This is a genomic window from Candidatus Streptomyces philanthi (genome assembly GCF_059553635.1).
This window is the reverse complement of sequence record NZ_JCANQV010000004.1, coordinates 45,780-64,040: the sequence shown is the minus strand read 5'-3', so window position 1 is coordinate 64,040 and position 18,261 is coordinate 45,780. Positions and strand designations below refer to the sequence as shown.

Here is an 18,261-nt window from a genome sequence, read left to right as displayed (position 1 = left end):
CGCGCTCCCCCGGCCCTCCGCCCTCAGAACCCCAGCTTCCGCAGCTGCTTCGGGTCGCGCTGCCAGTCCTTGGCGACCTTGACGTGGAGGTCGAGGAAGACGGGGGTGCCGAGCAGGGCCTCGATGTGCTTGCGGGAGGTCGTGCCGACCTCCTTGAGGCGCTTGCCCTTGGGGCCGATGATGATGCCCTTCTGGCTGGGGCGTTCGATGTAGACGTTGGCGTGGATGTCGAGGAGGGGCTTGTCGGCGGGGCGGCCCTCGCGCGGCAGCATCTCCTCGACGACGACGGCGATGGAGTGCGGCAGCTCGTCGCGTACGCCCTCCAGCGCGGCCTCGCGGATCAGCTCGGCGACCATGACCTGCTCGGGCTCGTCGGTGAGGTCGCCCTCCGGGTAGAGCGGGGGGCTCTCCGGCAGCAGCGGGACGAGCAGGTCGGCGAGGAGGGAGACCTGGCCGGCCCGGCGGCCGTTGCCCTCCTTGCCCGTGCCCCCGGCCTCGACGGCGGAGACGGGGACGATCTCGGCCCATTCGATGCCGAGGTCCTTGCCGAGCCGGTCGATGGCGAGGAGCTGGCCGGCCAGCGTCTTGGAGTCGACGAGGTCGGCCTTGGTGACGATGGCGACCTTGGGGGTCTTCTTGATCCCGGCGAGTTCGCCGGCGATGTAGCGGTCGCCGGGGCCGATCTTCTGGTCGGCGGGCAGGCAGAAGCCGATGACGTCGACCTCGGCCCAGGTGGTGCGGACCACGTCGTTGAGGCGCTCGCCGAGCAGGGTGCGCGGCTTGTGGAGCCCCGGGGTGTCGACGAGGACGAGCTGGGCGTCGGGGCGGTGGACGATGCCGCGCACGGTGTGGCGGGTGGTCTGCGGCCGGTTGGAGGTGATGGCGACCTTGGTGCCGACGAGAGCGTTCGTCAGGGTGGACTTGCCCGCGTTCGGGCGGCCGACGAAGCAGGCGAAGCCGGCGCGGTGCGGTACGGGGGACTCTGTACGAACGCTCATGGCGCCCATTCTCCCCGATCGCGGAGGCCGCGCCGACCAGGCCCGGGTCGGGTCAGCCGCGCGGTGCGCCCGCGGGGACGCTGGCGCGCAGGGTGCCGTCGGGGCCCGCGACCAGGACCGGGGTGGCGGGGCCGCCCAGGTCGCGGACGGCCGAGCGGTCCTCGTCGGGCACGTTCTCGGCGTCGGTGACCACGGCGGCGGCCTCCAGGGAGCGGGCGCCGCTGGCGACGGCCATGGCGACGGCGGCCTGGAGGGCGCTGAGCCGCAGCGACTCCAGGGCGACGGTGCCGGCGACGTAGGTGCGGCCGGTGTCGTCGCGTACCGCGGCGCCCTCGGGCACGCCGTTGCGGGCCCGCGCCGACCGCGCGAGCGTGATGATCTTGCTGTCTTCCGGGTCCAGCGGTGCGGCTTCGGTCATGGGCCGAGCATATGCGGGGGCGGGGCGCCACAAGGTGGCGGGGCGCCCCGCCCCCGGCTACCCGGCGACCGTGTTCCCGTCCGCGCCGTGGCCCGCTTCGGCGGTGGCGCGCACCGGCTCGCAGAGCACGGTGACGATCTTGTTGCGGCGGCCGGCCGGGGACTCGGCGGTCAGCCGCAGGGCCGCGAGGCCCGGGTCGGTGGCGTCGTGGGAGAGATCGACCTCGGCGGTGGCGCCGGCGATCGGGACGCGGCCGAGGAGCTTGGCGAGCAGGCCGCCGACGGTCTCCACGTCCTCGTCGTCGAGTTCGGACAGGCCGTACAGCTCGCCGAGGTCGCCGATGTCGAGGCGGGCGGTGACACGGTAGCGGCCGTCGCCGAGGTCCTCGACGGGCGGCAGCTCGCGGTCGTACTCGTCGGTGATCTCGCCGACGATCTCCTCCAGGATGTCCTCGATGGTGACGATGCCGGCCGTGCCGCCGTACTCGTCGATCACCACGGCGACGTGGTTGCGGTCGCGCTGCATCTCGCGCAGCAGATCGCCCGCGTTCTTGGTGTCGGGGACGAAGACGGCGGGCCGCATCACGAAGGAGACCAGCTCGCTCTCGGCGTCACGGTTGATGTGGACCTTGCGGGCGAGGTCCTTGAGGTAGACCACGCCGACGATGTCGTCCTCGTTCTCGCCGGTGACCGGGATGCGGGAGAAACCGGAGCGCAGGGCGAGGGTGAGGGCCTGGCGGATGGTCTTGAAGCGTTCGACGGAGACCAGGTCCGTGCGCGGCACCATCACCTCGCGGACGAGGGTGTCGCCGAGTTCGAAGACGGAGTGCACCATCCGGCGCTCCTCGTCCTCGATCAGCGACTCCTTCTCCGCGAGGTCGACCAGGGCGCGCAGCTCGGCCTCGGAGGCGAACGGCCCGTGGCGGAAGCCCTTGCCGGGGGTGAGGGCGTTGCCGAGGAGGATCAGCAGCCGCGGCACGGGGCCCATGATCCGGGCCAGCGGCAGCAGGACGTAGGCGGCCACGGTGGCGGTGCCCAGGGGATGCTGGCGGCCGATGGTGCGCGGGGAGACGCCGACGGCGACGTACGAGACGAGGACCATCACGGCGATGGCGACGGTCAGTGCCTCCCAGGTGCGGTCGAAGGAGCGCAGGCAGACGTAGGTGACGAGGACGCCGGCGGCCATCTCGCAGCCGACGCGGACCAGCAGTGCGACGTTGAGGTAGCGGGTGGGGTCGGCGGCGACCGCGGCGAGCTTGGCGCTGCCGCGGCGGCCCGAGCGCACCGATTCCTCGGCGCGGAAGCTCGTCGTGCGGGCCAGTCCCGCCTCGGCGCAGGCGGCGAGCCAGGCGACGACGACGAGGAGGACGGCGACGGCGATCAGTTGCGGGGTCATCCGTGGTGCCCGCTCAGGTGACGGTGGGGGCCGGGGAGGGGCCGGTCAGGCCCCGTTCGGCGCGCCATCCGTCGATGATCGCGGCCTGGAGGCCGAACATCTCGGCCCGCTCGTCGGGCTCGTCGTGGTCGTAGCCGAGGAGGTGGAGGACGCCGTGGACGGTGAGCAGTTGCAGCTCCTCGTCCATGGAGTGGCGGGTCGGCGCGTCCTCGCCCTGCTTCCTGGCGACCTCGGGGCAGAGCACGATGTCGCCGAGGAGGCCCTGCGGGGGTTCCTCGTCGTCCTTGGCGGGCGGGCGCAGCTCGTCCATGGGGAAGGACATGACGTCGGTGGGCCCCGGCAGGTCCATCCACTGGAGGTGGAGCTGCTCCATGGCCTCGGCGTCCACGACGATCACGGACAGTTCGGAGAGCGGGTGGATGCGCATCCGGGCGACGGCGTAGCGGGCGACGTCGAGGATCGCCTGCTCGTCGACTTCCGTTCCGGACTCGTTGTTGACGTCGATCGACATGGGGTGGTCGGTTCTCGCTTCTCGTGGCTGCTCAGCCGGCGGTGCGGCTGTCGTACTTCTCGTACGCGTCGACGATACGGCCCACGAGCTTGTGGCGGACGACATCGTGGCTGGTGAGGCGCGAGAAGTGCACGTCCTCGACGCCTTCGAGGATCTCCTGGACCTGGCGCAGGCCGCTCTTGGTGCCGCCGGGCAGGTCGATCTGGGTGATGTCACCGGTGATGACGATCTTGGAGTCGAAGCCGAGGCGGGTGAGGAACATCTTCATCTGCTCGGGGCTGGTGTTCTGCGCCTCGTCGAGAATGATGAACGCGTCGTTGAGGGTGCGGCCGCGCATGTAGGCGAGCGGGGCGACCTCGATCGTGCCCGCGGCCATCAGGCGCGGGATGGAGTCGGGGTCGAGCATGTCGTGCAGCGCGTCGTAGAGCGGGCGCAGATACGGGTCGATCTTCTCGTAGAGGGTGCCCGGCAGGAAGCCGAGGCGTTCGCCGGCCTCGACGGCGGGGCGGGTGAGGATGATGCGGTTGACCTGCTTGGCCTGGAGTGCCTGGACGGCCTTGGCCATGGCGAGGTAGGTCTTGCCGGTGCCCGCGGGGCCGATGCCGAAGACGACGGTGTGGCGGTCGATGGCGTCGACGTAGCGCTTCTGGTTGAGCGTCTTGGGGCGGATGGTGCGGCCGCGGTTGGAGAGGATGTTCTGGGTCAGGACCTCGGCGGGGGTCTCCGCCGCTCCCTCACCGTCCTCGGCCGCGCGCAACATGGCGATGGAGCGTTCCACTGCGTCCTCCGTCATCGGTTGTCCGGTGCGGAGCACCAGCATCATCTCGTCGAAAAGGCGTTGGACCAGGGCGACTTCCCGGGGAGCGCCGACCGCGCTGACCTCGTTGCCGCGGACGTGGATGTCGGTGGCCGGGAAGGCCCTCTCGATCACGCGCAGGAGCGAATCCCCCGATCCCAGCACCGTGACCATGGGGTGTTTGGCCGGGACGGTGAACTGGGCGCGCGCCTGCGGTTGCGTGGGTGTCTGCGTCATGGGCCGGCTCTGTGGCCTGCTCAACCCCCATCCTTCCTCGTACGAGAGATGCCCGGAGCGGGCCGGCGGTGCGGCCCGTCTCCTCGGGTACCAAGCGTACGTCGGGGCACCGACAAGCCCGAAAGTATTTGCGTACCGGGCGCCCGTCCGGGGCGGCCGCCGCGTCAGGCCGGGCGGCGGAACCCGATCGTGGGCAGGGCGCGGGCCGGCGGGGAGCAGCGGCCGGGGTCGGGCAGGACGTCGTCGAGGAAGGCGTAACGGTCGCGCAGGGCGCCGGCCGCGCCGCGGCGGGTCGGCTGCCACCAGGCGGCGATCTCGGCCCAGCCGGGGGCGGCGAGCGAGCCGCCGAACTCCTGCACCGACAGGGCGGCGCCCAGGCCGGCGAAGGAGAGGCGGTCGGCGAGCGGCCAGCCGGCCAGGGAGCCGGTGACGAACCCGGCGACGAAGACGTCCCCGGCGCCGGTCGGGTCCAGGGCGTCGACGGCGATGGCGGGGACCTCGGCGCTCTCGCCGGTGCGTCCGTCGACCGCGCAGGCGCCCTCGGAGCCCATGGTGACCACGGCGACCGGCACCAGTTCGGCGAGCTTGCGGGCGGCGGCGCGCGGGTCGGAGGTGCGGGTGTAGCGCATCGCTTCCTCGGCGTTGGGGAGGAACGCCTCGCAGTGGACGAGGTCGGCGAGGTCGGCCGGGTCCCAGCGGCCGCTCTCGTCCCAGCCGACATCGGCGAAGATCCGGCTGCCGCGGGAGGCCGCGCAGCCCAGCCACTCCTCCCGCCGTCCGGGGACGAGCGAGGCGACGCAGGCGCGGGAGGGCGGCGGGCAGCCCGGCGCGTGGCCGCCGTCGAAGGCGTGCTCGGGCGGCGGTGCCTCGTGGCCGTGCGAGACCATCGTGCGTTCGCCCTCGTACGCCATGGAGACGGTGACCGGGGAGTGCCAGCCGGGGACGGTGCGGGAGAGGGCGAGGTCGATGCCCTCGCCCTGGGCGAGGACGTCCCAGCAGTACTCGCCGTACATGTCGTCGCCGAACGCGGCCGCCAGGGAGGTGCGCAGGCCGAGGCGGGCGAGGGCGGTCGCCATGTTGGCGATGCCTCCGGGGCTGGAGCCCATGCCGCGGGCCCAGGACTCGGTGCCGCGGACGGGGGCGGAGTCCAGGCCGGTGAAGATGATGTCGAGGAAGACGGTGCCGGTGAGGTAGACGTCGGTGGCGGGATCGCCGGGCGCCCGGACGGCGGCCAGCGGGTCGAGGGCCGGTGTCCCGGCTCCGTGCCGCGCGGGCTGGGGGAAGACGTCCGGGCCACCGCTCACCGTGCTCGCTCCTCACTTCTCGGCAGGTGCCGCCAGTGTGCCCGACGCTGCGATACGTTCCGCCCCATGAGGCTCACCATTCTCGGCGGCGGCGGCTTCCGGGTGCCGCTGGTGCACCGCGCCCTGTTGGACGACCCGGCACACTCCGTCGACGGGCTGACGCTGTACGACACCGATCCACGGCGGCTCGCGGTGATCGCCGACGTGCTCGCCTGGCAGGCCCGGGATCACGTGTCACCCGTTCGGGTGCGGGTGGCACACGAACTGGACGACGCCCTGGCCGGCGCCGATTTCGTCTTCTCCGCGATCCGTGTCGGCGGCACGGCGGGACGGGTCCGGGACGAGCGGATTCCGCTGGCCGAAGGGGTGCTGGGCCAGGAGACGGTGGGCGCGGGCGGTGTTCTCTACGGGCTGCGGACGGTCCCGGTGGCGCTGCGCATCGCCGAACGGGTGGCGGCGCTCGCCCCGCAGGCGTGGGTCATCAACTTCACCAACCCCGCCGGCATGATCACCGAGGCGATGTCCCGGGTCCTGGGCGACCGCGTCATCGGCATCTGCGACTCCCCGGTGGGCCTGGTGCGCCGGGCGGCGCGCGCGGCCGGCGCGGACCCCGCCGCCCTCACCGACCCCGACCGCACCACGTATGACTACGTGGGGCTCAACCACCTCGGCTGGCTGCGGTCCCTGTCGGTCGACGGCCGGGAGCTGCTGCCCGGACTGCTGGACGACGTGGACGCGCTGGGCTCCTTCGAGGAGGGCCGGCTGTTCGGCGCCGACTGGCTGCGCGCGCTGGGCGCGCTGCCCAACGAGTACCTGCACTACTACTACTTCCGCCGTGAGTGCCTGCGCTCCGTACAGGACGCCGGCGAGACCCGCGGCGCGTTCCTCGACCGGCAGCAGGGCGGCTTCTTCGAACGCGCCGCCGCGGCCGGCTCGCCCGCCGCCGTCCACGAGTTGTGGGAGCGGACGCGGAACGAGCGCGAGGTGACGTACATGGCGGCGAGCCGCGAGGCCAGCGGCGGCTGGCAGCGCGACAGCCACGATCTGGAGGGCGGCGGCTACGACCGGGTGGCGCTGGCGCTGATGCGGGCCGTCGCGGGCGACCGGCGCACCCGGCAGATCCTCAACGTCCGCAACGGGACGACGGTGCCGCAGCTGGCGCCGGACGCGATCGTGGAGACGGTGTGCGAGGTGGACGCCAAGGGCCCGCGCCCGCTGCCGTGCGCCCCGCTGCGCGAGGACCAGTTGGGGCTGATGCTCCAGATGAAGGCCGTGGAACGCAACACCGTGGAGGCGGCGGAGCGCGGCGACCGGCGGGCGGCGCTGCGGGCGATGGCGCTGCACCCGCTGGTGGACTCCCCCGCGGTGGCCGCCCGCATCCTGGAGCGGGCGGCCGCGGAGGGGTAGGAGCGGCGGGGTCAGTGGCCCCGCGCGATCCATTCCTCCAGGTGCGGGGCCTCGTCGCCGATGGTGGTGCTGCCGCCGTGGCCGGTGCGCACCACCGTCCCCGGCGGCAGCGGCAGCAGCCGGTCGCGGATCGAGTCGATGATCGTCGGGAAGTCCGAGAACGACCGGCCGGTGGCGCCGGGGCCGCCCTGGAAGAGGGTGTCCCCGGTGAACACCGTGCCGAGCTGCGGGGCGTACAGGCAGACCGCGCCGGGCGCGTGCCCCGGCGTGTGCAGCACGGTGAGGTCCGTACCGGCGATGGTCAGCACCTGCCCGTCGGCCAGTTCCCGGTCCGGCGGGGTGCCGGGGTGGGTCTGGCGCCACAGCGGCAGGTCGTCCGGGTGCAGATGGATCAGCGCGCCGGTACGGGCCGCCAGCGCGGGGGCGGCGTCGATGTGGTCGTTGTGGGCGTGGGTGCAGACGATGGCGCGCAGCGTCCGGCCGCCGAGGGCTTCGGCGATGGCGTCGGCGTCGTGCGCGGCGTCGATGACGATCGCCTCGTCGTCGTCACCGACGATCCAGACGTTGTTGTCGACCTCCCACGTCCCGCCGTCGAGCGAGAAGGTGCCGGAGGTGACGAGATGGTCGACGCGGGCGGCCATCAGAGGATCACCACCGAACGCAGGACGTCCCCGGCGTGCATCCGCTCGAAGGCCGCCTCCACACCGTCGACGCCGATCTCCTCGGTGACGAAGGCGCCGAGGTCGATGCGGCCCTGCTGGTGCAGGTCGACGAGCATCGGGAAGTCGCGGGAGGGCAGGCAGTCGCCGTACCAGGACGACTTGAGGGCGCCGCCGCGGCCGAAGACGTCGAGCAGCGGCAGCTCCAGCGTCATCTCGGGGGTGGGGACGCCCACCAGGACGACGGTCCCGGCGAGGTCACGGGCGTAGAACGCCTGCCGGTAGGTCTCGGGGCGTCCGACGGCGTCGATGACGACATCGGCGCCGAAACCGCCGGTCAGCTCGCGGATCGCCTCGACGGGGTCGGCGGTGCGGGAGTTGACGGTGTGGGTGGCGCCCATCGAGCGGGCGGTCTCCAGCTTCCGGTCGTCGATGTCCACCGCGATGATGCGGCGCGCCCCGGCCAGCCGGGCGCCGACCACCGCGGCGTCGCCGACGCCGCCGCAGCCGATCACCGCGACCGTGTCGCCGCGGCCGACGGCGCCGGTGTTGAGGGCCGCGCCGATGCCGGCCATCACGCCGCAGCCGAGCAGCCCGGCGACGGCCGGGGAGACCTCGGGGTCGACCTTGGTGCACTGCCCGGCGGCGACCAGGGTCTTGTCGGCGAAGGCGCCGATGCCGAGGGCCGGGGTCAGCTCCGTGCCGTCCGTCAGGGTCATCTTCTGCCGGGCGTTGTGGGTGTCGAAGCAGTACTGCGGGCGGCCGCGCAGACAGGCCCGGCACTGGCCGCAGACCGCGCGCCAGTTGAGGATGACGAAGTCACCGGGCGCCACATCGGTCACATCGGGGCCGACGGCCTCGACGATGCCGGACGCCTCGTGGCCGAGCAGGAACGGGAAGTCGTCGTTGATCCCGCCCTGCTTGTAGTGCAGGTCGGTGTGGCACACCCCGCACGCCTGGATCTTCACCACGGCCTCGCCCGGTCCCGGGTCGGGGACCAGGATCGTCTCCAGCCGGACGGGTTCGTTCTTCCCGGGCGCGATCACACCGCGCACTTCCTGAGCCATGGGTACAGCCCCTCTCAAAGATCACGTACGGGACCACTGTGGCGCACCATCACACAGCCGTGCCACACCGTACGCGGGCCGGGCCGCCCAGCGCAGCACCCGGCCTCACCACCGCGGCACGGCCGGCGTCGTCCAGCCGGGGTCGGCCACCCGCATGGCCGCGGCGTCGTCGCGGGAGCGGTACGTCCCGTCGTCGTCGAGCCAGCGGCGGTGCAGGGCGGCCAGGGCCGCGCGGTCCAGTTCGACGCCGAGGCCCGGCGCGTCACCGACGTCGAGCCCGCCGTCGCGCAGGGCGGGCCGCTCGGTGAGGACGTCCTCGCGCTGCCAGGGGTAGTGGGTGTCGCAGGCGTGGAGGGGGCCGGGCAGGGTCGCCGCCACCTGGGTCATCGCGGCGAGGCTGATGCCCAGATGGGTGTTGGAGTGCATGGACACGCCCACGCCGAACGCGCGGCAGACGGCGGCGAGTTCGCGGGTGGCCCGCGGTCCGCCCCAGTAGTGGTGGTCGGCGAGGACGACCTGGACGGCGCCCCGGGTGAAGGCCCCGGCGATCTCGCCGACGGTGGTGACGCACATGTTGGTGGCCAGCGGGACGTCCGTGGCGGCCGCGACCCGTGCCATGCCGTCCGTCCCGCTCGTCGGGTCCTCCAGGTACTCCAGGACCCCGCTCAGCTCCCGCGCCACCGTGAGGGAGGTCGCCACGCTCCACGCGCCGTTCGGGTCGAGCCGCAGCGGGCGGCCGGGGAACGCGCGGGCCAGCGCCCGGACGGCCGCGATCTCCTCCTCGGGCGGGAAGACGCCGCCCTTGAGCTTGAACGAGGTGAATCCGTAGCGGTCGGCGAAGCGGCGGGCCTGCGCGACGATCCCCTCCGGGTCGAGCGCGGCGCCCCAGTCGTCGCGCTCGCCGCGGCCGCCGGGGTGCTGGTCCCACCGGTAGAAGAGGTAGGCGCTGTACTCGACGCGGTCGCGCACCTTGCCGCCCAGCAGCGCGTGGACGGGCAGCCCGGCGGCGCGGCCCCAGGCGTCCAGGCAGGCGACCTCGAAACCGGACAGGACGGACAGCTGTGTCTTGGCGGCGGTCCGCACCCCGCGCAGTCCCCCGGCGTCCACGCCGTCGGGCCCGTCGGCGGGCGGCGCGCCGCCGACCCGGGCGGCCAGCTCCGGGAGGGTGTTGAGGTCGGTGACCGCGCGGCCGGGCAGCGCCTCGGCCAGGGACCGGGCGAGTGCGAGGTACTCCGGGTCGCCGTAGGTCTCCCCCAGCCCGGTCGCGCCGCCCTCGGTGACCACCTCGATGACCGTCCGGGGGGTGTAGGGCTGGTGCACGCCCTGGGTGTTGAGCAGGGGCGGGTCGGCGATGAGGACGGGGGTGAGGCGGACCTCGGTGACGGTGAGGCCGCCGGGGCGGCCGGGCGGGTCCGAGCGGCGGTCCACGGCGCCCTCCTGTCTCCGTGGGTGAACGGTGTCCACGGACGCAGAAGGAGGCTAGGGAGGGGGCGCCCCACCGTCAATACGGCGCACGGCCATCACTCGTGCGTAGGGACACCCCGTCATCTTTACGCATCGTTTAATCTTCGCGCGTAGAGGCGGGGCTGAGGCTCTGTTAGACACCTACTGGATCCCCGGGCCCGGCGGCACCGGGGCACCCCTCCCTCACCCACCTCCGAAGGAGCCGCAGCATGCCCCTCCCCGCCCTCTCCCGCCGTGTCCGCATCGGCACCGCGACGGTCGCCACCCTGGTGGCCGGCACCGCGGTGTTCGGCGTCGGCCAGGCCACCGCCGAGCACTCCGTGCCCCGCACCGACAAGGAGATCCCCAACCTCACGCTGGTGCAGGACAAGATCAAGGCGTACTACGGCGACAGGGTGACGGCGGACGGCGAGCACTACGCCTCCCCCGACAGCAACTACGCCCGCCAGGTCCGCGGCATCGAGGCCAAGGCCCGCGCCCACCTGACCAAGGCGCTGGCACGCCACCACTCCGCCACCGGCGGCACGGACAAGGGCCGGCACGCCAAGCCCGCCATCGTCCTCGACATGGACGACACCACCCTGCTCACCTACAACTACGAGCTCCAGGTCGGCTTCCACTTCACCGAGAAGAGCCAGGACGCCTATCTCGCCTCCACCGACATGGAGCCGGTCTTCGGCATGGACCGCCTGGTCAACTGGGCGCACGACAAGGGCGCCGAGGTCTTCTTCCTCACCGGCCGCAAGGAGGCCCAGCGCGCCTGGAGCGTGCGCAACCTCAAGAACGTCGGCTACAAGGTCCCCCTGGACCGCTCCCACGTCTACCTGCGGAACAAGCAGAACCCCCCGGCGTACCTGCCCTGCGGCGCCACCTGCTCGACCACCGAGTACAAGTCCGGCACCCGCAAGCACATCGAGTCCCTCGGCTACGACATCGTCGCCAACTTCGGGGACCAGTACAGCGATCTGCGGGGCGGCGCCTCCGGCCGCGCCTTCAAGCTGCCGAACCCGATGTACTACCTGCCGTGACCCGCGGGGGCGGGGCGCCGCGCCCCGCCCTCACCGCTCCTCGGTCGCCTCGTGCGCCGGGCCGGACGACGGGACCCTGCGGGCGGCGCGCCGCCAGGCCGCGGCGATCTCGGCCGGATACCGCCGGGCACTGCGGGTGACGGTCACCCCTTCGGTCAGCTCGGCGACATCGTTGACCTGGAACGGGACGAACCGCTCGTCGTCCAGCCTCCGCCAGGCGCGGGCCCCGTGGCGCAGCAGCCGGGTGCCGTAGGTGCTGACGTTGCGCAGCCGGAGGTCGCCCTCCTCGACCCGCACCTCCAGGTGCCGGCGGCTGACGCGGCGCAGCAGCGGGTCGGGCAGCAGCCCGAAGAGGGCGATACCGCCCTCACCCGGGGCCCTGCCGAGGGCGGCGCGGGTGCCCGCGTCAAGGGTGAAGCGGTGCACGCAGGCCCCGTCGACCAGCAGTTTGAGCTGGACGATTCCGGTGCGCGGCCCGTCGTCGACCAGCGGCGTGCGGTGCTGTCCGCACAGCGGCACCCCGCCCCTCAGGTACGGCAGCGGCACGACGCCGGCCCGGCCGGTGTCGTAGAGGGTGCAGCCGCGCTCCGGGCAGCGCCAGGCCCGCTTGACCACCTCCGTGACCGGGCGGCGGGCGCGGCCCCGCAGCAGTCCGTGCGCCTTGAGGTCGGACTCCTCGATCTTCCGCGAGATCTCCGCGGGCGTCCGCACCCCCATCTCCCGCTCCCGCAGCTCCACCCCGCCGTCCGGCGCCGGCCGCATGCCGAGGAAGCGTTCGGTGTCGCCCTGGATCCAGGGGTACCGCTCCCGGAAGTCCGCGAAGTCGTCGTCGGAGACGACCGGCAGCCCGGTGACGTCGGCCAGCGCCAGCAGCGGTTCGTCGGCGTCGCCGTCCTCCTCCACCAGTCCCCGGTCGATCCAGTCGGCCAGCAGCCTCGGTTCCTTCCGGTCGGGGTACTCGTGCGCGGCGTGCCTGAGGCTGCGGTCGGCGAGGGCGTGGACGCGCACCTCGCGGTCGCGGGTGCGCCGCGCCAGCGCCTCGACGACCAGGCGCAGCCGGTCCAGGGAGCGCCGGTGCGGGCCGCCGATCCGGTCGTTGCGGACGACGTTGGAGAGGTCGATCAGCGCGTCGGCGTCCTGGGGCGTGCCGGTCAGATGGCGTTCCAGTGCGGCCGGGCCGGGTGTGAGGGGCATGGCGGAACCGTCCAGGAGAGGGAGGTGGTCAGGACTTCTGCCAGAGCGTCATCCGCGTGGAGACGTCGGGGAGATCGCTGGCGGCGCTGGGCACGATCTTGGTGATCTTCAGCATGACGACGTTGTCCTCGCTGGTGCTCAGGCACAGGATGCTGCCCACTTGGATCGTCCGCTGCCGCTTGAGGTCCTTGGCGTCGATCCTCTGGGGCAGGGCGTTGGACCGGTAGCCCTGACGGCACTGCGCCAGGCTCGTTCCCGCGCTGAGGCCCGTGGTGGCCTTGAACTCCCAGCTTCCGCCCGAGACCTCGCTCATCTCCAGTTCGTCGTCGGAGGACGTGATCTCGTGCGGCGTCTTCACCCGTGGCTCGTCGAGGTCGACGCCGACGACATCGGGCTCCGAGGGCGCGCGCAGGGCGAAGGGCTCGGCGTCCTTGACCTTGGTGTAGCCCGCCTCGTCCGGGTCCGGCGGTGGTGAGGAGGGGGTGTGCGGGCCGGGGCTCACGCTCGGGGACGCGCTGGGGCTGGCGGTCGGCCCCGGGTCCGGTTCCCCTCCGTCCGGCAGCATCCCCTTGACCACGACGGCCCCCAGCGCGAGTGTCACGACGCCGGTCGCCACGGTCAGGGCCCTCCTGCCGCGCCGGGCGGCGTCCGGGAGGCCCGGGGGCGGGGCCGTCGCGGGGGCCGGACGGCCGGTGAAGGACGGGCCCGGCGAGGTGCCCGTGAAGGCCGTGCCCGAGGGGGCGCCCGTGGGGGGCGGTACGGTCGCGTCCGTCTCCCAGGAGGGCGCGCCCGTGGCTTCCTCGGGCGCGCGGAGGTTCTCGACGGCGCGTACCCGGCGGGTGATCTCCTTGGTGAGGCGGGGCGGGAGCCAGCCGTCGAAGGAGCGCAGTGAGCGGCCGGCGGCCCGCTCGCAGAGGGCCGCCAGCTCGTCCGGGGTGATCCGCGCGGACGGGTCCGCGGTGAGGCAGCGGGACAGCAGGGGGCGCAGCGCCTCCGGGTAGTCCGCCAGGTCCGGGGGCTCCGTCGCGGTGTTGGCGATCTTCACGGCGACGGTCGCGCCGCCGCCCGTACCGTACGGGTGCCGGCCGGTGGCGGCGACGGCCGCGACCAGGCCGAGCGAGAAGAGGTCGCTCGCGGGCCCCACCGGCTCGCCCCGGGCGTGCTCCGGGGACATGTACTGGAGGGTGCCCATCAGCCCGCCCGAGGCGGTGATCGGGGAGGCGTCGGCCGCCCGCGCGATGCCGAAGTCGATGACGTACGGGCCCGAGGCCGTGAGCATGATGTTGCTCGGCTTGAGGTCCCGGTGGACCACATCGGCGGCGTGGATCGCCGACAGCGCCCGCGCCACACAGCCCGTCAGCTGGAGGACGGCGGGCAGCGGCAGCGCCCGGTGCGCGTCGAGCGCGTCATGGAGGGAGACGCCGGGGACGTATTCCGAGGCGATCCACGGCCGTCCGCCGTCGGTGTCGAAGTCCACGACGGGGACGAGGTGGTAGCCCTGCACCCGGCGGGCGGCCCGCGCCTCCTGGGCGAAGCGGCGGCGGAACCCGTCGTGCTGGGCGTGCTGGCGCAGGATGAGCTTGAGCGCCACCGGCTGCCCGCCGCGGGTGCGGGAGAGGTAGACGGAGCCCATCCCGCCCTCGCCGAGCCGGGCGAGCAGCCGGTAGCCGGAGATCTCGCGGGGGTCGTCGGGCGCGAGCGGGCCGAGGGGGGTACCGGAGCGGCTGTCGATGGCGGCCTCCTGCACGTGCGCGGGGTGCGGGTGGGCTTCCCATCACAGCACACGGCGGCCGGAACTTTTCGTTCCTTCCGGTTTTCCAAGTGCGCTTCCGTCAGCGGCGCTTGGGAACCGGAATCCGCATCAGGTCCTCGGCGACGGTCAGTTCGCCGGTGAATCCGGCGGCGCGTGCCTGCCGGGCGAACTCCTGTGGGTCGGAGTAGCGCTGCGAGAAGTGCGTCAGCACCAGGTGGCGCACCCCGGCGCGGGCCGCCACCGCGCCCGCCTGCCCGGCCGTCAGATGACCGTGGTCGGTGGCGAGCGCCTCGTCCTCGTCCAGGAACGTCGACTCGATGGCCAGCAGGTCCACGCCCTCGGCCAGTTCGTGGACCGCCGGGCACAGCCGGGTGTCCATCACGAAGGCGAACCGCTGCCCGCGCCGTACCTCGCTGACCTCGTCGAGGGTGACGCCGTTCAGCTCCCCCTCCTTGCGCAACCGCCCCACGTCGGGGCCACTGATGCCGCGTTCGGCGAGCAGGCCGGGGAGCATCCGCCGGCCGTCGGGCTCGTCGAGGCGGTAACCGAACGCCTCGACGGGGTGGGAGAGCCGGCGCGCCTGGAGGACGTACGCCTCCGAGCGCTCCAGTTCGCCGTCGGTGGCGACGGGCCGCTCCACCAGGCGGACCGTCTCCCGGTACGCGGTCGAGTAGCGCAGCCGCTCGAAGAAGTGCGCCCCCGACGCCGGGTAGTGGGCGGTCACCGGGTGCGGCACGCCGTCAAGGTTGATCCGCTGGATCACCCCGGCCAGGCCGAGGGAGTGGTCGCCGTGGAAGTGGGTGACGCAGATCCGGTCGATGTCGTGCGCGGCGACCCCGGCGCGCAGCATCTGCCGCTGGGTGCCCTCCCCGGGGTCGAACAGCAGCCCCTGGCCGTCCCAGCGCAGCAGATAACCGTTGTGGTTGCGGTGCCGGGTGGGGACCTGGCTGGCCGTGCCCAGGACGACCAGTTCGCGTACGGACACGCCGTCAGACCAGCCGCTGGAGGTCGCGTCCGCCCAGGACGTGCGCATGGGCGTGGAAGACGGTCTGTCCCGCGCCGGGGCCGGTGTTGAAGACGATGCGGTAGCCGGTCCCGTCGACCTTCTCCTCGGCGGCGACCAGGCCCGCCTCGCGCAGCACCTCACCGGCGACGGCCGGTTCGGCGGCGGCGAGCTCCAGGGCGTTGGCGTAGTGGACCTTGGGGATCACCAGGACATGGGTCGGGGCCTGGGGGTTGATGTCGCGGAACGCGAGGGTCGTCTCGGTCTCCCGGACGATGGTCGCCGGCACCTCCCCCGCGATGATCTTGCAGAACAGGCAGTCGGCCTGCGGTTCTCCCGCCACCGGTGGTCTCCTCCCGTGTCGTCGCGCCACCCGGGCGGCACCGGGACGGCGCCCCCGGCACGCCGCGTCGGCCGCCCACAGGTCGCGTCACGGCGTCGGCGGCAGGCGCCGTACGCACCGTGCGTACGCCTTGGGATGCTACCGGGCCGCCCCCGTACGCCCACGCAGCGGCCGGGGCACTGCCACAGCGTGCTCCTGCCCGCTCCCGGGCGCCGGGCTCACTAAGCTGATCCGGCAGCTCTCTTCCGCCCACCACCAGGAGACATCCACATGGCCACCACGCGCTCCGCCACCACCCACTGGGAAGGCAATCTCCTCCAGGGCAAGGGCACCGTCGCCCTGGAGTCGTCCAAGATCGGTACGTACGACGTGAACTGGCCGGCCCGTGCCGAGCAGCCGGGCGGGGTCACCAGCCCCGAGGAGCTGATCGCCGCCGCCCACTCCTCCTGCTACTCCATGGCCTTCTCGCACGGCCTGGCCGGCAAGGGCCACACCGTCGAGGCGCTCGACACCCGCGCCGAGGTCACCTTCCAGCCGGGTGAGGGCATCACGGCGATCGCCCTGACCGTGAAGGCCCGGGTCCCCGGTCTGTCCGAGGAGGAGTTCCGGGCCGCGGCCGAGGACGCCAAGGCCAACTGCCCGGTGAGCCAGGCGCTGGCGGGCGTCAAGAACATCACGCTCAGCGCCGAACTGCTCTGACGGACCACGGCGTAACGGGCCGGCCGCACTCCCCCGGGAGCGCGGCCGGCCCGTCGTCGTACGTCAGCTCCAGCGTCCCGTGCGGCCCAGCAGCAGGGCGGTGGCGGCGGTGCCCGCGGTGGAGGTGCGCAGCACGGTCGGGCCGAGGCGGTAGGGCGCGGCACCGGCCTCGGCGAACAGCGCCAGCTCCTCCGGGGAGACCCCGCCCTCCGGGCCGACGACCAGCACGATCGTGCCCTCGGCGGGGAGCTGCGCGGTGGCCAGGGGGGTGCTGCCCTCCTCGTGCAGCACCGCCGCGAAGTCGGCCGTGGCGAGCAGTTCGGCGACCTGACGCGTCGTCCGCGGCTCGGTGACCTCCGGGAACGTCAGCCGCCGTGCCTGCTTGCCCGCCTCGCGGGCCGTGGCACGCCACTTGGCCAGCGACTTCGCCGCCCGCTCGCCCTTCCACTGGGTGATGCAGCGGGCCGCCGGCCAGGGCACGACGGCGTCCACCCCGGTCTCGGTCATCGTCTCGACGGCCAACTCCCCGCGGTCGCCCTTGGGCAGCGCCTGGACGACGGTGATCCGCGGCGCCGGCAGCGGCTCGGTGCGCAGCGCGGCGACGGCGACCGTCAGCCGGTCCTTGCCCTCGACGGCGGCGACCGTGCCCTCGGCGCCCGTGCCCTCACCGTCCGTCAGGACGATCTCCTCGCCGACGCGCAGCCGGCGCACCGACACGGCGTGCCGGCCCTCCGGCCCGTCCAGTGTCAGCTCCGTGCCCGGCCGGATGCCGGCGAGCGATCCGACCAGGAAGACGGGCGCCGTCATGCCGACTCCCGCGCGCACTGGCGGGAGGCGGCGCGCGCCGCGTCCAGTTCCTCCGCGAGCAGCGCCACCAGTTCCCCGGCGGGCAGCTCCCGCGCCAGCCGGTGGCCCTGCCCGGCCCACAGCGCCATGGCCTGGGGGTCGCCCGCCGCGGCCGCGGCCTTGCGCAGGCCGGAGGTGAGGTGGTGGACGGCGGGGTAGGCGGCGGGGGCGTACGGGCCGTGCTCCCGCATGAAGCGGTTGACCAGGCCGCGGGCCGGACGTCCGGTGAACGCCCGGGTCAGCTCGGTGCGGGTGAACAGCGGGTCGGTCAGGGCCTGCTTGTGCAGGGCGTGGGCGCCGGACTCGGGGGTGGCGAGGAAAGCCGTGCCGAGCTGCGCCATGGTGGCCCCGGCGGCCAGGACCGCGGCGATCTGCGCGCCGCGCATCAGCCCCCCGGTGGCCACGATCGGGAGGTCCACCGCCTCGCGGACCTGGGTGATCAGCGACAGCAGCCCGACGCCCGCGCACACGCCGTCGGACTCCGGGTCGTCGCGGTGGGTGCTCTGGTGGCCGCCGGCCTCGATGCCCTGGACGCAGAGGGCGTCCGCGCCCGCCCACTGCGCGGCCTGCGCCTCGGCGACGGTGGTGACGGTCACCACGGTGTACGTGCCGACCTCGGCGAGCGAGCCGAGGACGTCGCGCGAGGGGCAGCCGAAGACGAAGGAGACGACCGGGACCGGGTCGTCGCGCAGCACCGCGAGCTTGGCCTCGAAACCGTCGTCGGCGCCGCGGCCGACATCGATGTCGTCGAGCGGGGTCCCGTACCAGGCGGCCTCGCCGGCCAGCTGCTCCCGGTAGACGTCGACGGCCGCGGTGCCGACGAGTTCGGGCTGCGGCATGAAGAGGTTGACGCCGAACGGCTTCGCGGTCATCGCGCGCAGCCGCGTGATCTCCTGGTACATGCCGTCAGCGGTCTTGTAGCCGGCGGCGAGGAATCCGAGGGCGCCGGCCTCGCCGACGGCGGCGGCCAGCTCGGGCCGGGAGGCCCCGCCCGCCATCGGGGCCTGAACGATCGGAAGGCGGCTGAAATCGGTCAACGCGGTGGGCATGCGCACATCGTGTCACGCCGGGTGGCCGCCGATCCGCGCGGGCGCACGGAAAGCGCCGCGGGCGGGCCGGGAGCGCAAAGCTCCCGACCC

The 18,261-nt window shown here is 73.5% G+C and carries 18 protein-coding genes; 3 read left to right on the top strand and 15 right to left on the bottom strand.

Annotation, left to right across the window (positions count from 1 at the left end):
* Window positions 1–23 precede the first annotated feature (23 nt).
* The 6 genes from era to AC51EU_RS01610 all read right to left on the bottom strand — a co-directional run bounded on the left by era (window position 24) and on the right by AC51EU_RS01610 (window position 5,659).
* Window positions 24–1,007, bottom strand: coding sequence for a GTPase Era (gene era, locus AC51EU_RS01635; protein ID WP_496264765.1), 984 nt, complete (start codon window positions 1,005–1,007; stop codon window positions 24–26).
* 43 nt (window positions 1,008–1,050) lie between these two features.
* Entirely contained in the window at window positions 1,051–1,416 is a 366-nt protein-coding gene (locus AC51EU_RS01630) for a cytidine deaminase-like protein (RefSeq protein WP_496264764.1), read from the bottom strand.
* Between the two features lie 57 nt (window positions 1,417–1,473).
* Window positions 1,474–2,811, bottom strand: coding sequence for a hemolysin family protein (locus AC51EU_RS01625; RefSeq protein WP_496264763.1), 1,338 nt, complete (start codon window positions 2,809–2,811; stop codon window positions 1,474–1,476).
* Window positions 2,812–2,824: 13 nt separating this feature from the next.
* Window positions 2,825–3,322, bottom strand: a complete 498-nt coding sequence (gene ybeY / locus AC51EU_RS01620) for an rRNA maturation RNase YbeY (RefSeq protein ID WP_496264762.1) — start codon at window positions 3,320–3,322, stop codon at window positions 2,825–2,827.
* Window positions 3,323–3,353: 31 nt separating this feature from the next.
* Window positions 3,354–4,355, bottom strand: coding sequence for a PhoH family protein (locus tag AC51EU_RS01615; protein WP_496264761.1), 1,002 nt, complete (start codon window positions 4,353–4,355; stop codon window positions 3,354–3,356).
* Between the two features lie 164 nt (window positions 4,356–4,519).
* On the bottom strand, window positions 4,520–5,659 hold the full coding sequence (locus AC51EU_RS01610) for a carbohydrate kinase family protein (RefSeq protein ID WP_496264760.1): 1,140 nt from the start codon (window positions 5,657–5,659) through the stop codon (window positions 4,520–4,522).
* A 66-nt stretch (window positions 5,660–5,725) separates the two neighbouring features.
* Here AC51EU_RS01610 and AC51EU_RS01605 point away from each other — a divergent pair, with 66 nt between their 5' ends.
* Window positions 5,726–7,066: a 6-phospho-beta-glucosidase gene (locus AC51EU_RS01605; RefSeq protein WP_496264759.1), complete on the top strand. Its 1,341-nt coding sequence runs from the start codon at window positions 5,726–5,728 to the stop codon at window positions 7,064–7,066.
* A gap of 11 nt (window positions 7,067–7,077) precedes the next feature.
* Here AC51EU_RS01605 and AC51EU_RS01600 read toward each other — a convergent pair whose 3' ends face one another.
* The 3 genes from AC51EU_RS01600 to AC51EU_RS01590 form a co-directional block, all read right to left on the bottom strand.
* The gene (locus AC51EU_RS01600; RefSeq protein ID WP_496264758.1) at window positions 7,078–7,707 is read right to left on the bottom strand and encodes an MBL fold metallo-hydrolase; all 630 of its coding nucleotides are present in this window, start codon (window positions 7,705–7,707) and stop codon (window positions 7,078–7,080) included.
* Window positions 7,707–8,792, bottom strand: coding sequence for an S-(hydroxymethyl)mycothiol dehydrogenase (locus AC51EU_RS01595; RefSeq protein ID WP_496264757.1), 1,086 nt, complete (start codon window positions 8,790–8,792; stop codon window positions 7,707–7,709). The genes AC51EU_RS01600 and AC51EU_RS01595 overlap by 1 nt, the downstream gene beginning before the upstream one ends.
* Before the next feature lie 105 nt (window positions 8,793–8,897).
* Window positions 8,898–10,220 (bottom strand): glucarate dehydratase family protein, encoded by a 1,323-nt coding sequence (locus AC51EU_RS01590; protein ID WP_496264756.1) that lies wholly within the window; start codon window positions 10,218–10,220, stop codon window positions 8,898–8,900.
* Between the two features lie 245 nt (window positions 10,221–10,465).
* Between AC51EU_RS01590 and AC51EU_RS01585 the strand changes: the two genes are divergently transcribed.
* Window positions 10,466–11,284, top strand: coding sequence for an HAD family acid phosphatase (locus AC51EU_RS01585; RefSeq protein WP_496264755.1), 819 nt, complete (start codon window positions 10,466–10,468; stop codon window positions 11,282–11,284).
* A gap of 30 nt (window positions 11,285–11,314) precedes the next feature.
* On the opposite strand, the gene AC51EU_RS01580 is transcribed toward AC51EU_RS01585, so the two are convergent.
* The 4 genes from AC51EU_RS01580 to AC51EU_RS01565 all read right to left on the bottom strand — a co-directional run bounded on the left by AC51EU_RS01580 (window position 11,315) and on the right by AC51EU_RS01565 (window position 15,577).
* Window positions 11,315–12,478, bottom strand: a complete 1,164-nt coding sequence (locus tag AC51EU_RS01580; protein ID WP_496264754.1) for an FHA domain-containing protein — start codon at window positions 12,476–12,478, stop codon at window positions 11,315–11,317.
* Window positions 12,479–12,506: 28 nt separating this feature from the next.
* On the bottom strand, window positions 12,507–14,225 hold the full coding sequence (locus tag AC51EU_RS01575; RefSeq protein ID WP_496264753.1) for a serine/threonine-protein kinase: 1,719 nt from the start codon (window positions 14,223–14,225) through the stop codon (window positions 12,507–12,509).
* Between the two features lie 85 nt (window positions 14,226–14,310).
* Window positions 14,311–15,216, bottom strand: a complete 906-nt coding sequence (locus AC51EU_RS01570; protein ID WP_496264752.1) for a ribonuclease Z — start codon at window positions 15,214–15,216, stop codon at window positions 14,311–14,313.
* 4 nt (window positions 15,217–15,220) lie between these two features.
* Window positions 15,221–15,577: a histidine triad nucleotide-binding protein gene (locus AC51EU_RS01565; RefSeq protein WP_496264751.1), complete on the bottom strand. Its 357-nt coding sequence runs from the start codon at window positions 15,575–15,577 to the stop codon at window positions 15,221–15,223.
* Between the two features lie 270 nt (window positions 15,578–15,847).
* On the opposite strand from AC51EU_RS01565, the gene AC51EU_RS01560 reads away from it, so the two are divergent.
* The gene (locus tag AC51EU_RS01560) at window positions 15,848–16,276 is read left to right on the top strand and encodes an OsmC family protein (RefSeq protein WP_496264750.1); all 429 of its coding nucleotides are present in this window, start codon (window positions 15,848–15,850) and stop codon (window positions 16,274–16,276) included.
* Window positions 16,277–16,339: 63 nt separating this feature from the next.
* On the opposite strand, the gene AC51EU_RS01555 is transcribed toward AC51EU_RS01560, so the two are convergent.
* Both AC51EU_RS01555 and AC51EU_RS01550 read right to left on the bottom strand, forming a co-directional pair.
* Window positions 16,340–17,083: a 16S rRNA (uracil(1498)-N(3))-methyltransferase gene (locus AC51EU_RS01555; RefSeq protein WP_496264749.1), complete on the bottom strand. Its 744-nt coding sequence runs from the start codon at window positions 17,081–17,083 to the stop codon at window positions 16,340–16,342.
* A complete protein-coding gene (locus AC51EU_RS01550) occupies window positions 17,080–18,171 on the bottom strand; it encodes a nitronate monooxygenase (protein WP_496264748.1) in 1,092 nt (363 codons plus the stop codon). The genes AC51EU_RS01555 and AC51EU_RS01550 overlap by 4 nt, the downstream gene beginning before the upstream one ends.
* Between the last annotated feature and the right edge of the window lie 90 nt (window positions 18,172–18,261).